Genomic DNA, 14348 nt, shown 5'->3' with positions numbered 1-14348 from the left:
GGAGGTCAGATGGCGTGCGGGGGCGCGGCGGACAGCTGGGCGGTACCGATCTCGTCGACCGCCGCGCGGGCCGCCGCGAGCAGCGTCGGGTAGGACTCGTAGTGGTTCACGGCGCTGAGGTAGCTCCCGTCCGCGCGCCTCATCACGTGCAGCGGCCTGCCGTCGATCCGTACGTCGGCCTCGGGCGCGGCGAGGACGGTTCCCGGCGCGGCGGCGTGCGGCTGCGCTCCAGCAGGAACAACCGCGGTGACCGTGCCGCGGATGTCACGCCCCTTGTACAGCTCGGAGAAGCGCTCGGGCCCCACGGCGTCTCGCTCCTGGGTGCCGGCTCCTGTCCCGGTGCCCCGCAGCACGACGGGGGCGAGCACGCCGCCGGTGCCCGCGATCACGGCCACGGTGAAGGCGGTGCGCAGCACGGCGCGGCGGGCCGGGCGCGCCGGCTTCCCGCCGGCGGGGGTGTCGGGGTTCATGGTGGGTGTACCTGCCTCTCGTCCGCTTCCGCGAGGTGTCTCGCTCGAGTGGGCAACGAGACGGGGGGCGAACGGTTCTCCTCGGCCGGACCGGACGGCCTGACCTCGAAGGCCCCGAACACCTGGCGCCCGGCATCCGGCGGGTGGCCGGATTGGTCCATTACACCCCGCGTGGGGCGGGCCCACGTCCCACGACTCACCGCGCCCGCCGGCGTGTACCGGACCCGGTGTCCGGCCGGACGGCCCTCGGACATCCCGCGACCGTGGGAATTCTCCGACCGGTCCGGCCGCGTCGGCCGCGCCGTGCCGCCCGACGGGCCAGCATGGCGGTCCGAACTCCCGGAGGTTGTGCATGAACGCGCCGACGCAGGCACCCACCGACCGCGCGCGAGGGACCGACGGTGCCGATCTCGCCGACCCGGCGTTCTGGCGGCTGCCCAGGTCACAGCGGCTGGCGGCCTTCGCCCGGCTCAGGGAGCTCGACGCACCGGCCCGCTTCACTCCGGGCACGGGGTCACGCACACCGTTCTACGCCCTCGTCAGACACGCGGACGTACGGGCCGCCAGCCGGCAGCCCCTGGTATTCGCCAGCGCGCCCGGGGTCACCATCCCCGAACCGGCGTCCTGGGCCAAGGCGGTGTTCGGCAACTCCATGGTCAACATGGACGGCGCCGAGCACGCGGGCCTGCGCCGGACCATCTCCCGCGCCTTCACGCCGAGGCTGCTCGCCGCGGCGGAGGAGAACATCTCCGCCGTCGCCGCGCGGCTGGTCGACGAGATGTCGGCCGAGGGTCCGGGTGACTTCATGCGGTCGGCCGCGTCCCGTATGCCGTTCGAGGTGATCTGCGACCTGATGGGTGTCCCGGCCCGTCACCGCGAGGGGATCCTCGCGCGGATCGACCAAGCGTCGGAGTACGTCGGGGTCCAGCGCCGGGGCCGGGCGAGGCTTCGCGTGCCCGGGCGAGGCCTGCGCTCCCTGGCCCGTATGCAGCTGGAGATGGCCGGCATCGCCCGGGAGCGCCGCCGCGTCCCGGCGGACGACGTGATCTCGGCCCTGGTGCGCGCCGATGTCGGCGGGCAGGCGCTGTCGTCGCGTCAGCTCGGCGCGTTCTTCTCGCTGCTGCTCGTGGCCGGTGTGGAGACCACCCGGAACGCGGTCGCCCACGGGCTGGTCCTGCTGAGCGGGCATCCCGACCAGCGGGCCCTCCTGGAGTCGGACTTCGACCGCTACGCCGACGGCGCGGTCGACGAGATCGTCCGCCACTCGACGCCGATCATCCAGTTCCGCCGCACGGTGGCGGCCGGGTGCGAGGTCGGCGGTCGCACCTTCCTGCCCGGTGAGAAGGTCGTACTCCTCTATGCCTCGGCCAACCGGGACGCCTCGGTCTTCGACGACCCCGACACGTTCGACATCACGCGATCGCCGAATCCGCACCTGGGGTACGGCGGCGGTGGACCCCACCACTGCCTGGGCGCGCATCTGGCCAAGTTGGAGATGAAAGCGCTCTTCCGCGAGATGTTCGAACGGCTGGGAGGGATCCGGTCGGTGGGAGAACCAGGTCTAGTCGACTCGAATTTCGACAACCGCGTCGGTTCCCTTCCTTTCACCTTCTGATGTGTCACCCGAACGGTCCCCCAATAGTCGGTGCGCGTCGCGAATGGTCTATTCCCGGGTGGTCCCGCGGCCCATTGTTGAATCTTTCTCCTTAGGGTCGGCAGGGTCGGATACAGGCCATAGTCCCAGGAGGATCCGTGCCCGCACAGCGCCGCTTCATCAATTTCGGCATCGGGGCGACCGCATTCGGCGTCCTTGTCGGCGGCGCGGTCCTCGTGGACCACGACGGCACGGACACCCAGGCCGGCAAGGGCCCCGCGCAGAGCGCCCCGGAACCGGTCGGAACGACCGCGATCGGCGCGTACCTGGACTACGGGCCGAAGGGTGTGCGGCGGATGGAGGAGCTCTCGCAGTGGCTCGGCGGTACGGAACTGCGGGTCGGGCACAGCTACCTGCCGGGCGACCTGTGGGAGAACATCGAGGGCCGCCCCGGCTTCCTCGCCTCGTGGGCGGCCTGGCGGCGTGCGGCGGACGACCGGATGTTCGTGCTCAACACGCCCATGCTCGAACGCAACGAGGAGCGCGTCTCCGACAGCGAGGTACGGAGTCTGCTGCGGGCGGGTGCCGACGGGCGGTTCGACGAGCACTTCCGCAAGCTGGCCGAGCGTCTGGTCCTGCTGGGGGTCCCGGACACGGTGATCGTCCTGGGCTGGGAGATGAACGGCACGACGTACACGCACCGCTGCGGCCCCGACCCGGTCGCGTGGAAGGCGTACTGGAACCGCATCGTCACCGCGATGCGGTCCGTCCCCGGCCAGAAGCTGCGCTTCGACTTCGCGCCGAGCAGGGGACGCGACGCCGTGCCCTGGACGGAGTGCTACCCGGGTGACGACGTGGTGGACATCATCGGCATGGACTCCTACGACCAGCCGCCGGCCCGGACGTTCGACGAGCAGGTGAACGAACCGTACGGCCTCCAGAAGCAGGTCGACTTCGCGGCGGAGCACGGCAAGCCGATCTCGTTCCCGGAGTGGGGTCTCTTCCGCAACGGCGACAATCCCGAGTACATGCGCCGCATGCTGGAGTGGTTCGACCTGCACAAGCCGCTCTACCAGACCGTCACGGACTACTGCCCGCACGGGGTGTGGCAGTGCTCCGAGAACCCGGAGTCCTCGGCGCTGTTCCGCGAGAAGCTGAGCGGGCTGCCGAACGCCGAACCGTCGGTACCCGCGCCGGACCCGAGCGCGACGCCCACGGCCCCGAAGCCCGACAAGCCCACGCCGACGGTGCCCGTGCCGGACACCAACGCGGACGAGTGGTGCTTCAGCATTCCGTTGAGCGAGTGGTTCGGCCAGTGGCTGACCGACCGCGAGTTCTGCGTACGCCGCTGAGACGCGGCCGGGGACGGCCCCTCCCCGCCGTCGCTCACCATCCGGTCCACAGCAGGTGGTTGACCAGGAGTGCGACGGCCGCCTGGGCGGCCAGCCAGCGGCGCCGGCCGAGGTCCGGGAGCAGCGCGGCGGCGGGCATCAGCCAGACCACGAAGGGCTGCCAGATGCGTTCCGTCTCCGCCTTGCTCATCCCGGACAGATCCGCGACGGCGATCGCCAGGAGCGCGGCCAGGGTGAGCACAGCCAGCCGCTGGGCTGCGGTCGCCGTGCCGGACCACACTCCGCGCACGGCGGCGGGGGCCGAGGCCGCTGCACGGCGCAGACCCGCGACGGTGGCGAGTCCTGCGGCCAGGGTGGTGCAGGCGAGGTTCCCCCAGACCCAGTAGGAGTAGGGGCGGGTCCCGCCCGCGCCCTGGTAGTAGCGCTCGACGAGCAGGTGGTAGGCCTCCCACCAGTTGAAGCCCGCCAGGGTGAAGGCGACGGGGGCGACCAGCGCGCCGAGGACGAGGGGCAGGAGCGGGCGTACGGAGCGGGCGGACACGAGGACGGCGGCCAGGAGGCCCGCGACGAGCGTCAGGCCGTAACTGAGGTAGCAGGTCAGTCCGAACAGCAGTCCGGATCCCAGCGCCGCGGCTGCCGGGTACCGGGCCGTGCGGGTGGCTGCGAGGGCCAGCAGCGCGACGGACCAGGCCGCGACGGCGGCGAAGTAGCCGTCCGCGGACGTGCCGGTCCAGACGGCGAAGGGGGCCAGGACGAGGAACGGGGCGGCGCGCCGGGCGAGGTGTTCACCCGTCAGCGCGCGCAGCGCGACCATGACGGCCACCGCCGCGGAGCCGCCGAGCACGATACACCACATGCCGGCCCAGGCGCCGCCCCCCAGTCCGACCCGGTCCAGGCCGACGAAGGTGAGCGTGGCGCCCGGCGGGTGCCCGGCGACGTGGGCGGGCCAGTTGCCCGGTGGCCCGATCACGATGTGGTCGGTGAAACCGCGCAGGGCGGAGCCGATGTCGTCGAAGCGGTCGATCACCCGCAGGTACTCGTGCTTGGTGGTCAGCCGGCGCGCGATCCCCCGGTACCAGCCCTCGACGAGGGCGAGCGAGAGGATCCAGGCGACCGAACCGGTCCAGCAGGTGAGGAGCAGGGCCCGCCAGGGAAGCCTGGCCGCGAGCCGTGGTCCGTACGCGACGACCGCCACCGCCACGGCGACCGCGGCGGGAGTACCCGGGCCGAGGTGCGGGTCCCAGGAGGCCAGCAGGGGCGGCCACTGGACCTGGAGGCTGCCGTCGCCCTCCTGGATGAACCATCCGACCACCACGGCCAGGGCCACCAGCAACACCCCCGCCCCGGCGGCAGCCAGGTCCAGGCGACAGCCGGCGGGACCGGCGGGTCGGGCCGGCGCGGTGGGTTCGGGAGTTCGGATGCGGTCGCTGCGTTCCTCGGTCGTCACGCGGGCACGTTACGCACCGGCGGGGCCCGGTGGGCGGTGCGACGCAGCCGCGTCACACAACCGTCAGATCCGCGGTCGGGGTGGCGCGTCCGGGCGGGGCCGACGTCAGACTTTCGTCAGGTGTCCTATCCGGCCCGGAGCGGTGGGCCGGGCATAACGTCGGCGCATGGGCGACACACGTCAGCGAACTCGTGCACACCTCCCCTCTCCTCCTTTCCCCCTTCCCACCGAGCGCGCCTTCTGGCGCAGTCCGGTGCGCGGGGTCTGGTTCACGGCCGTACTCGGGGTGGTGCTCCTCGCCGGTATCACCCTGATGTTCGTGACCGGTCTGCTGTCGTACGCGGCGTACAACCCGGACCTCGCCGCCGTGAACGACAAGACGCCGGACAAGGGATGGCTGGGTTTCTACCTGTTCGACTGGCCCACCGGCCCCCACTGGCTGTACCGGCTGACCCAGGGGATCCACGTCACCCTCGGCATCGTTCTCGTACCCGTCCTGCTGGCCAAGCTGTGGTCGGTGGTCCCGAAGCTCTTCACGCTGCCGCCCGCACGGTCGGCCGGACACGCCCTGGAGCGTCTGTCGCTGCTGCTGCTCGTGGGCGGGGCGCTCTTCGAGTTCGTCACGGGTCTGCTCAACATCCAGTTGGAGTACCTGTTCCCGGGGTCCTTCTACCCGCTGCACTTCTACGGGGCGTGGGTCTTCTTCGCCGCGTTCCTCGCCCACACCTTCCTGAAACTCCCCATGGCGCTGCGGGCGCTGCGCCACGGGCTCCCCACGGCGGAGAAGGACGAGTCGGCCTCACCCCGTCCCACTACGCCGACCGTCTCGCGTCGGGGCGCCCTGGCCGTCGTGGGAGCGGGATCGCTGCTCCTGCTGGTCACCTCCGCGGGTCGGAGCTTCGACGGGCTGCGACGAACCGCTCTGCTGACCCCGCGTGGCGGCGCGGAGCCGGGGTCGGGCCCCAACGGCTTCCAGATCAACAAGACCGCCGCGAAGGCCGGAATCGTCCCCGCCGAGACCGGCGAACGGTGGCGGCTCACCGTCGTCGGCCCGGCCGGGGAGTTCAGGCTGTCGCGGACGGAGCTCCTGGCCATGGCGCAGCACAGCGCGGCGCTGCCGATCGCCTGTGTGGAGGGCTGGTCGACGTCCGACCAGTGGTGGCGCGGGGTCCGCCTGGGCGACCTCGCCGCGCTCGCCGGCTTCCGGGACGGGCCGCCGGGAGTGCTGGTGGAGTCCCTGCAGCTCAGCGGACCGTTCCGTACGGTGGCGCTCAGGGACAACCAGGTGCGGGACGCGCGTTCGCTGCTGGCACTGGGCGTCAACGGTGAGGACCTGTCGCCGGATCACGGATACCCGGCGCGCGTCATCGTGCCGGCCGCGCCCGGCGTGATGAACACCAAATGGGTGAGCCGCCTGACGTTCGGAGAGCTGTGATGAGGGTGCTGCGCCGCTGGTACGGGGAGGGGCCGCTGCACCTGCTGCTGATGGCCGCCTCGTTCGCCCTCGCGGCCTATGCGGGGGTGCGGCTGCTCGACGGGGACACCTTCATGATCGTGGTGTGGTTCGTGGGGGCCGCGTTCGTGCACGACCTGGTGCTGGTGCCGCTGTACTCGGCGGCGGACCGGGCCCTGCGGGTGCCCCTCGCGGGGCGGCCCGGACTGGTCAACTTCGTACGCGTGCCGCTGCTCCTGTCCGGGCTGCTCCTGTTGATGTGGTTTCCCCTGATCACTCGTCATACGGAGCGCTACGAGCCGGCGAGCGGGATGTCCCCCGACAGGTTCCTGGGGAACTGGCTGTTGATCACCGCCGCGCTCTTCGGCGTGTCGGCGCTCTGGCTGGCGGCGCGGACCGTCCGGTCGCGGCGCAGGGCGAGGAACGGGCGGCCGTCGGCCTCCCACTGATCGACGGGCTCCCAGCCCTCCGACCGCGCGTGTCCGAGGAGGGCCGGCACCCCGACGCGGGCCCACGGGAAGTGCGGGGCGGCACCGAGTTGCTCACTGCCGTCGTCCAGGCGCACCTGGACCCGCTCGTCCACGTCGTGGGGCGCGGCCTCCGTGATGAGCAGTCCGCCGGGGGCCACCACGGCGGCGACCCGGCGGAGCAGGGCCCTCGGGTCACCGCCGATCCCGATGTTGCCGTCGATGAGCAGGGCGGTCCCCCAGCGGCCTTCGCCCGGCAGCGGCTCGAACACGCTGCGGCGGAGCGCCGAGCCGCCGATCCGCTGGGTCCGTCCGATGGCGGCCTCGCTGACGTCGATGCCCAGCGCGTGGTGTCCGCGCCCGGCGAGCGCGGCGACCAGCCGTCCGGGCCCGCAGCCGATGTCGATGACCGTCCCCTCGCTGCGGCCGAGTGCCGACAGGTCCGCGGCGTCGGCGTCGGCGCACCAGCGTTCGACGTCCAGCGGCAGCAGCCACCCGTCCTTCCGGCGGAGGAAGAGCGGGCCGCGGCCCTGGTCCAGAGCATGTGCGTAGGGGTCGGTCGCCCACGCGGCGGGGACGGCGCCTGCCGGCGGCAGCACGGTGCTCATCGGGCCACCGCCCGGCTCAGCCGGCTGTGGGCCTCGGCGAACCGTCCGCGCGGCGCGGCGGCGGCGACGTACCGCGCGTCCTCGGCCGTGTCCACGTCGCGCAGCGGCGGCAGGTCCCGCACCGTGAGGCCCGCGTCCGTCAGCCGTGCGCGCTGGAGTGCGCCCGTGTCGGGACGGGACATCGGCACGCCCCGTACGAGGCCGGGGGCGGGCGCGGCCAGGCCCAGGGCCCAGAAGCCGCCGTCCTCGGCCGGTCCGAACCAGGCGTCGCACCCGTCCCAGCCGCCCGGGGAGAGCACGGGGGCCAGCAGGGCCGGGGTGATCTGCGGGGTGTCCATCCCGATGAGCAGGGCCGGCCCCGTACAGGTACCGAACGCCGCCGCGATGCGTTCGTCCAGGGTGCCCGCACTCTGCGGGAGTACGTCGAGGCCCTCCGGCGTCCAGGGCCCGGGACGCCCGTCGAGGACCAGGACACGCCGCCGGGCGGGCAGGGTGAGCAGGGTCCGCAGCGTGTCCTCCAGGGCGGCGGCGGCGAGTTCCGCGGCCTCGGCCGGGCTGAAGGGCGGTGTGAGCCGGGTCTTGACCCGGCCCGGGACCGGCTCCTTGGCGATGACCAGCAGGGTGGTCGGCCCGTCGTGCGGCGTCCGTGTGCTCATCGGGTCGCCTCCGCCCGGACGCCGCGCGCGGTCCGCGTCTCCGGCTGCCGCAGCACCGCGCGCATGTCGCGCACCGCGTGCCAGGTGCCCAGCCAGGTGCCGGTGACCTTGGACCTGCCCGTACGGGGCAGATACGGCACGTCCGTCTCGGTGACGCGCAGTCCGGCGTCCGAGGCGCGCACCACCATCTGCAGCGGGTAGCCGCTGCGACGGTCCGTCAGGTCGAGCGCGAGGAGCGCATCCCGGCGTACGGCCCGCATCGGCCCGAGGTCGTGGAGCCGCAGGCCGGTGCGGCGGCGGAGCATCCTGGACAGGGCGAGGTTGCCCGCTCTCGCGTGCGGTGGCCACGCGCCGCGGGTCGTGGGGCGGCGCCGGCCGAGGACCAGGTCGCTCTCCCCCTCGGCGATCCGCCGGACGAACCCGGGGAGCAGCGCGGGGTCGAGCGAGCCGTCGCAGTCGCAGAAGCAGACGTACTCCGCCTCGGCCGCGAGCAGCCCCGCGTGGCAGGCGGAGCCGAAGCCGCGGCGCGGTTCGTGCACGACGGTCGCGCCGAGGGAGCGGGCGATGTCCGCCGACCCGTCGGTGGAGCCGTTGTCGACGACGATGGCCCGCCACCCTTCCGGGACGCGGGCCAGCACCCGGGGCAGGGCCTCGGCCTCGTCGAGGCAGGGCAGAACGATGTCGGCGCGGACGGGGCCGGCTGGATCAGTCGGTGAATAGTCGGTCACGCCGATCACCCTACGGAGCAAAAACCGGCATTCCGGTCATCAGGTTCTTACGAAATGTGGACGTCGGCCCCGCGGCGGCCGGAGACCGGTCGGCCGAACGGCTGGTGGTGCCACAGTGTCGCCATGCAGAACACCTCTTGCCCCCCGCACTCCCGGGCCGACTCTCCGACCGGTCACGGTGACGGCGTGTCGCTCGGCCGCGTCCTCGTCGTGGACGACGATCCGACCGTATCCGAGGTCGCCGCCGGATACCTGGAACGCGCGGGCTACCACGTCGAGCAGGCGGGCGACGGACCCGCGGCCCTGGAGAGCTTCGCGGCGCTGCGGCCCGACCTGGTGGTACTCGACCTGATGCTGCCGGGCATGGACGGCTTCGAGGTGTGCCGCCGGATGCGCGCGCACGGGCCGGTGCCCGTCATCATGCTGACCGCGAGAGGGGACGAGGAGGACCGGATCCTCGGCCTCGAGACCGGCGCGGACGACTACGTGACCAAGCCCTTCAGCCCGCGCGAACTGGTGCTGCGGGTGGAGGCGGTGCTGCGCCGGGGCCTGCGCACCGGCCCCGCCTCCCCGGCCCGGCTCGGCGGCGCCGGGATCGGTCTGGAGCCTCTGGCCCGGCGTGCGACCCGTGACGGCAGGGACCTGTGCCTCACGCTCCGCGAGTTCGATCTGCTCGCGTTCTTCCTGAGCCACCCCGGACGCGCGTTCACCCGTGAGGAGTTGATGCGGGAGGTCTGGGGCTGGGACTTCGGCGATCTGTCGACGGTGACGGTCCATGTGCGGCGGCTGCGCGGCAAGGTCGAGACCGACCCCGCCCGTCCCGGTCTGATCCAGACGGTCTGGGGCGTGGGCTACCGCTTGGACCTGCCGGGCGACGCCACCGCTCGGGGGATCTGAGCACATGGCCGACATCCTGCTGATCGCCCTGCTCGCCTTCCTCGGTGCCGCCGCGGCGGGGCTGTTGGGCGCCCTGGCCCTGCGGCTGCTGCGGCACCGTCCTCTCGCGGTATCCCTGACCGTCGTCGCCGCGGTGGCGGTGACGGCGATGCTGGCCGGGACCCTGACCGTGGCCTGGGCCATGTTCCTCTCCCCGCACGATCTGACGGTGGTGACGACCGTCGTCGCCATGGCCGCCGCGGTGTCCCTCGCGACCGCGATGCTGCTGGGGCGCTGGGTGGCGGCGAGGAGCCGGGAACTCACCCTTGCCGCGCGCTCCTTCGGCGACGGGGGCACGTTCGCCGCCCCGGCGGCGCAGGCCACCGCCGAACTGGCCGCGCTCACCCGTGAGCTGGCGGCCACCAGCGCGAAGCTGGAGAGCTCCAGGGAGCGCGAGCGTGCCCTGGAGAGGTCGCGCCGGGAACTCGTCGCCTGGATCTCCCACGACCTGCGGACCCCGCTGACCGGGCTGCGCGCCATGTCCGAGGCGCTGGAGGACGGTATGGCGGCGGACTCCGGGCGCTATCTGCGGCAGATACGCAGGGAGGTGGAGCGCATGAACGACATGGTCGGTGACCTCTTCGAGCTCTCCCGCATCCATGCCGGCTCACTCACTCTGGCCCCCACGCGGGTGTCCGCCCACGACCTGGTCGGGGACGCGCTGGCCGGGGCCCATCCGCTGGCCCGTGAGCACGGGGTGCGCCTCGTCGGCGACCGGGTCGACGCGGTGCCGGTGGAGGTCGACAGCAAGGAGATGAGCCGGGTCATGGGCAATCTCCTGATCAACGCGATCAGGCGCACCCCCGCCGACGGAACGGTCGCGGTGGCCGCGCAGCGCTCGCCCGACGGCCTCGTGCTCTCGGTGACCGACGGGTGCGGCGGAATTCCCGAGGAGGATCTCGCGCGGGTGTTCGACACAGGGTGGCGGGGCAGCCCGGCCCGTACCCCTCCATCCGGGGCGGGCCTCGGGCTGGCCATCGTCCGCGGGATCGTCGAGGCCCACTCGGGCCGCACCGAAGTGCGGAACGTGGCCGGCGGCTGCTGCTTCGAGGTGACCCTTCCGGCCGCGCCGGCCTGAGGCCGGGGACCCGGGTGCCGGGGTCCTACGTGTCCTGCCCTCCGACGCTCCGCAGGGGTGCCGTGGCGAACTCCCGCATCCCGGCGCCGAAGTCCGTCTCCGGCTTCCAGCCGAGTTCCTCGCGGAGGCGGCGCGAATCCGCGGTCACGTGGCGGACGTCCCCGAGCCGGTACTCGCCGGTGACGACGGGCGCCGGACCGCCGTGGGCCGAGGACAGGGCGTGGGCCATCTCGCCGATGGTGTGCGGGGTGCCGCTTCCGGTGTTGTAGGCGTCGAAGGTGCCCGGCTCCCGCTCGTCCAGTGCCGCGAGTGCCACCGCGTTGGCCGCCGCCACGTCCCGGACGTGCACGAAGTCGCGCCGCTGGCCGCCGTCCTCGAACACCCGGGGCGCCTCGCCCCGTGCCAGGGCCGAGCGGAAGAAGGACGCGACGCCGGCGTACGGGGTGTCTCGGGGCATCCCCGGGCCGTACACGTTGTGGTAGCGCAGTGCGACGGCCCGGCCGCCCGTCGCGCGGGTCCAGGCGGCGGCGAGGTGCTCCTGCGCGAGCTTGGTCGCCGCGTACACGTTGCGCGGGTCGCCGGCCGCCTCCTCGGTGACCAGCCCGGGCACCAGTTCCGCTCCGCAGACGGGGCAGCGCGGCTCGAAGCGGCCCGCGTCGAGGTCCGCCGCCGCTCTGGGGCCGGGCCTGACGGAGCCGTGCCGGGGACAGTCGTAACGCCCCTCGCCGTAGACCACCATCGAACCGGCGAGCACCAGGTTGCGGACCCCGGCCGCCGCCATCTCCGCGAGCAGCACCGCGGTGCCCAGGTCGTTGCACCCGACGTACTCCGGCGCGTCGGCGAAGTCCTTGCCGAGACCGACCATCGCCGCCTGATGGCACACGGCGTCGATCCCGGCCAGCGCTCCGGCGACCGCCTCCCGGTCCCGTACGTCCGCGACGATTCCCCGGACCCCGGGCGGCAGACCGGCCATCTCCGGCGCGGCGGAGGCGGCTGGTCCGTGCGCGGAGGGCAGCAGTGCGTCGAGGACCACCGGTTCGTGCCCGCCTGAGGCGAGCGTGCTGACGATGTGAGACCCGATGAACCCGGCTCCGCCGGTGACCAGTACGCGCATGGCCGCCACGCTAGGCCGCGGGACGACGCGGCGGCAGGTGCGGCGCGCCCACGTCACGGGACCGTAAGAACCTCCCGGGGCTGTCCCCCGGACGGCCGGGGCGCGCAGACGGCCGTCCGCGCGTCCCTCCGACGGTTGGGATACGGGTCCTTCCGACGCGTCGCTTCCCGATCACCCCGGTCTCTTCGATACTGGGTGCCGTAACCGGGTGCCGTACGCACCTGCGACAAGAGAACCGGAATCGCGCCGACGGCCGGTGGCACCACCGGCCGCCGTTGCTCTCCCCAGGAGGAACCGTTGCGCATGCTCATCAACGTGCCGGAGACAGTCGTCGCGGACGGGCTCCGCGGCATGGCCGCCGCCCACCCCGAGCTCGTCGTGGACGTGGAGAACCGCCTCGTCGTCCGGCGCGACGCGCCGGTGGCGGGAAAGGTGGGGCTCGTGTCAGGCGGCGGGTCGGGGCACGAACCGCTGCACGCGGGGTTCGTCGGTCCCGGAATGCTCTCCGCCGCGTGTCCCGGGGAGGTCTTCACCTCACCCGTGCCCGACCAGATGGTGCGGGCGGCGGCGGCCGTGGACAGCGGCGCCGGTGTGCTGTTCGTCGTGAAGAACTACACCGGTGACGTGCTGAACTTCGACATGGCGGCCGAACTCGCCGAGGAGGAGGGGGTCCAGGTCGCCCGGGTGCTGGTCGACGACGACGTGGCGGTGGCCGACAGCACCTTCACGGCGGGGCGTCGCGGCACCGGCGCCACCCTGTTCGTGGAGAAGATCGCCGGCGCCCTCGCCGACGAGGGTGCGCCGCTGGACCGGGTGGAGGCGGTGGCGCGCAGGGTGAACGAGTCCTCGCGGAGCTTCGGGGTCGCGCTGAGCTCCGTCACCACTCCCGCGAAGGGCACGCCGACGTTCGACCTGCCTCCGGGGGAACTGGAGCTGGGCATCGGTATCCACGGCGAGCCCGGACGCGAGCGCCGCCCGATGATGACGTCGAGGGAGATCGCCGACTTCTCGGTCCACGCGGTGCTGGAGGACCTGCGGCCGAGCGGCCCGGTGCTCGTGCTGGTCAACGGCCTCGGCTCGACGCCGCTGCTGGAGCTCTACGGGTTCGCCGCCGAGGTGCGGCGGGTGCTGTCGGAGCGGGGCGTGACGGTGGCTCGTACCCTGGTGGGGAACTACGTGACATCGCTCGACATGGCGGGCTGCTCGGTGACGCTCTGCCAGGTGGACGAGGAGCTCGTGCGGCTCTGGGACGCGCCCGTGCAGACGCCCGCGCTCCGCTGGGGCCGGTGAGCGGGCTCGCGTCCGGCCGTGCGTGCGATCCGCCCGTGAGTGAGGAACCGTCCGTGTGTGAGGAACAGGAGACCCAGTGCTCGACACCGATTTCTTCCGTCGCTGGATGGCCGCCACCGCGGCCGCCGTCGACCGCGAGGCGGACAGGCTGACCGAGCTCGACGCCGCGATCGGGGACGCCGATCACGGGAGCAACATGCGGCGCGGCTTCACCGCGGTGCGCGACGTGCTGGAGAAGGAGCCCCCCGCGACGCCGGGCGCCGTACTCACCCTGGCCGGGCGTCAGCTGATCTCGACGGTGGGCGGGGCGTCCGGACCGCTGTACGGGACCCTGCTGCGCCGCACCGGGAAGGCGCTCGGCGACGCCCCGGAGGTGACGCCGGCCGAACTGGCGGAGGCCCTCGGGGCGGGTGTCGCGGCGGTGGCTCAGCTCGGCGGTGCGCAGGCCGGGGACAAGACGATGCTCGACGCGCTGCTGCCGGCCGTCGAGGTGCTGGGCGACTCGTTCGGAGAGGCCGCGGACGCGGCGCTGGCCGGTGCCTCGGCGACGGTTCCGTTGCTGGCGCGCAAGGGCAGGGCCAGCTATCTGGGTGAGCGCAGCATCGGGCACCGGGATCCGGGGGCCGCCTCGGCCGCACTTCTGGTCGGGGCGCTCGTGGAGGCCGCCGGACCGGGCGAGGGAGCCGGCGCGTGAGCGAGGAGAACCAGGTCGGGATCGTGCTGGTCTCGCACAGCGGCCCGGTGGCGGAGGCCGTGGCCGAACTGGCCAGAGGGCTGGCGGCCGGTGGCGCGACGGCTCCGGTGGCGGCGGCGGGGGGCACGTCCGCCGGGGGCCTGGGGACGAGTTCGGAGCTCATCGCCGAGGCCGCCAGGGAGGTGGACAGGGGCGCCGGAGTGGCGCTGCTGGTCGACCTCGGGAGTGCGGTACTGACCGTGAAGGCGATGCTGGCCGAGGGCGACGAACTGCCCGACGGGGCACGGCTGGTGGACGCCCCGTTCGTCGAGGGCGCGGTCGCCGCGCTGGTCACCGCGTCCGCCGGCGGCGATCTGGACACGGTGGAGGCGGCGGCCTCGGACGCCTACGGGTACCGGAAGGCGTGAGATCCGAGGTGCTGACGGCGTGAAGCGCTGACTGCGCGGCCTGCCCGGCGGACA

14 protein-coding genes are annotated in these 14348 nt (G+C 73.2%); 8 read left to right on the top strand and 6 right to left on the bottom strand.

Features of this window, described 5'->3' with window-relative positions; genetic code table 11:
• Nucleotides 1-5: 5 nt before the first annotated feature.
• Nucleotides 6-470, bottom strand: a complete 465-nt coding sequence (locus AB0I83_RS23015) for a tyrosinase family oxidase copper chaperone (RefSeq protein WP_363305937.1) — start codon at nt 468-470, stop codon at nt 6-8.
• Nucleotides 471-822: 352 nt separating this feature from the next.
• Between AB0I83_RS23015 and AB0I83_RS23010 the strand changes: the two genes are divergently transcribed.
• Nucleotides 823-2085: a cytochrome P450 gene (locus AB0I83_RS23010; RefSeq protein WP_356532149.1), complete on the top strand. Its 1263-nt coding sequence runs from the start codon at nt 823-825 to the stop codon at nt 2083-2085.
• 137 nt (nt 2086-2222) lie between these two features.
• Entirely contained in the window at nt 2223-3416 is a 1194-nt protein-coding gene (locus AB0I83_RS23005) for a glycosyl hydrolase (RefSeq protein ID WP_363305936.1), read from the top strand.
• Between the two features lie 34 nt (nt 3417-3450).
• Here AB0I83_RS23005 and AB0I83_RS23000 read toward each other — a convergent pair whose 3' ends face one another.
• The gene (locus AB0I83_RS23000; protein ID WP_363305935.1) at nt 3451-4863 is read right to left on the bottom strand and encodes a hypothetical protein; all 1413 of its coding nucleotides are present in this window, start codon (nt 4861-4863) and stop codon (nt 3451-3453) included.
• Between the two features lie 166 nt (nt 4864-5029).
• Between AB0I83_RS23000 and AB0I83_RS22995 the strand changes: the two genes are divergently transcribed.
• Nucleotides 5030-6298, top strand: coding sequence for a molybdopterin-dependent oxidoreductase (locus AB0I83_RS22995; RefSeq protein ID WP_363305934.1), 1269 nt, complete (start codon nt 5030-5032; stop codon nt 6296-6298).
• A 310-nt stretch (nt 6299-6608) separates the two neighbouring features.
• On the opposite strand, the gene AB0I83_RS22990 is transcribed toward AB0I83_RS22995, so the two are convergent.
• Genes AB0I83_RS22990 through AB0I83_RS22980 form a run of 3 tightly spaced genes read right to left on the bottom strand, consistent with a single transcriptional unit; the run spans nt 6609 to nt 8775 of the window.
• On the bottom strand, nt 6609-7391 hold the full coding sequence (locus tag AB0I83_RS22990) for a methyltransferase domain-containing protein (protein ID WP_363305933.1): 783 nt from the start codon (nt 7389-7391) through the stop codon (nt 6609-6611).
• Nucleotides 7388-8047, bottom strand: a complete 660-nt coding sequence (locus tag AB0I83_RS22985; protein ID WP_363305932.1) for a DUF2064 domain-containing protein — start codon at nt 8045-8047, stop codon at nt 7388-7390. Before AB0I83_RS22985 ends, AB0I83_RS22990 begins: the two co-directional genes overlap by 4 nt.
• The gene (locus AB0I83_RS22980) at nt 8044-8775 is read right to left on the bottom strand and encodes a glycosyltransferase family 2 protein (RefSeq protein ID WP_356532158.1); all 732 of its coding nucleotides are present in this window, start codon (nt 8773-8775) and stop codon (nt 8044-8046) included. The genes AB0I83_RS22985 and AB0I83_RS22980 overlap by 4 nt, the downstream gene beginning before the upstream one ends.
• Nucleotides 8776-8898: 123 nt before the next feature.
• Between AB0I83_RS22980 and AB0I83_RS22975 the strand changes: the two genes are divergently transcribed.
• Together AB0I83_RS22975 and AB0I83_RS22970 are read left to right on the top strand one after the other, a co-directional pair.
• Complete coding sequence (locus tag AB0I83_RS22975) at nt 8899-9672, top strand: response regulator transcription factor (protein WP_356532159.1); 774 nt, start codon at nt 8899-8901, stop codon at nt 9670-9672.
• A 4-nt stretch (nt 9673-9676) separates the two neighbouring features.
• Nucleotides 9677-10789: a HAMP domain-containing sensor histidine kinase gene (locus tag AB0I83_RS22970; RefSeq protein ID WP_363305931.1), complete on the top strand. Its 1113-nt coding sequence runs from the start codon at nt 9677-9679 to the stop codon at nt 10787-10789.
• 25 nt (nt 10790-10814) lie between these two features.
• Here AB0I83_RS22970 and AB0I83_RS22965 read toward each other — a convergent pair whose 3' ends face one another.
• The gene (locus AB0I83_RS22965) at nt 10815-11903 is read right to left on the bottom strand and encodes an NAD-dependent epimerase/dehydratase family protein (protein ID WP_363305930.1); all 1089 of its coding nucleotides are present in this window, start codon (nt 11901-11903) and stop codon (nt 10815-10817) included.
• A gap of 297 nt (nt 11904-12200) precedes the next feature.
• Between AB0I83_RS22965 and dhaK the strand changes: the two genes are divergently transcribed.
• The 3 genes from dhaK (at nt 12201) to AB0I83_RS22950 (ending at nt 14294) form a co-directional block, all read left to right on the top strand.
• Nucleotides 12201-13193, top strand: coding sequence for a dihydroxyacetone kinase subunit DhaK (gene dhaK / locus AB0I83_RS22960; RefSeq protein ID WP_356532162.1), 993 nt, complete (start codon nt 12201-12203; stop codon nt 13191-13193).
• Nucleotides 13194-13269: 76 nt separating this feature from the next.
• Nucleotides 13270-13887, top strand: coding sequence for a dihydroxyacetone kinase subunit DhaL (gene dhaL, locus AB0I83_RS22955; protein ID WP_356532164.1), 618 nt, complete (start codon nt 13270-13272; stop codon nt 13885-13887).
• On the top strand, nt 13884-14294 hold the full coding sequence (locus tag AB0I83_RS22950; protein ID WP_356532166.1) for a PTS fructose transporter subunit IIA: 411 nt from the start codon (nt 13884-13886) through the stop codon (nt 14292-14294). The genes dhaL and AB0I83_RS22950 overlap by 4 nt, the downstream gene beginning before the upstream one ends.
• Nucleotides 14295-14348: the final 54 nt, after the last annotated feature.

The sequence above is a fragment of the Streptomyces sp. NPDC049970 genome (assembly GCF_040660235.1).
Taxonomy (GTDB): domain Bacteria; phylum Actinomycetota; class Actinomycetes; order Streptomycetales; family Streptomycetaceae; genus Streptomyces.
This window is presented reverse-complemented; position numbering and strand designations above follow the sequence as displayed.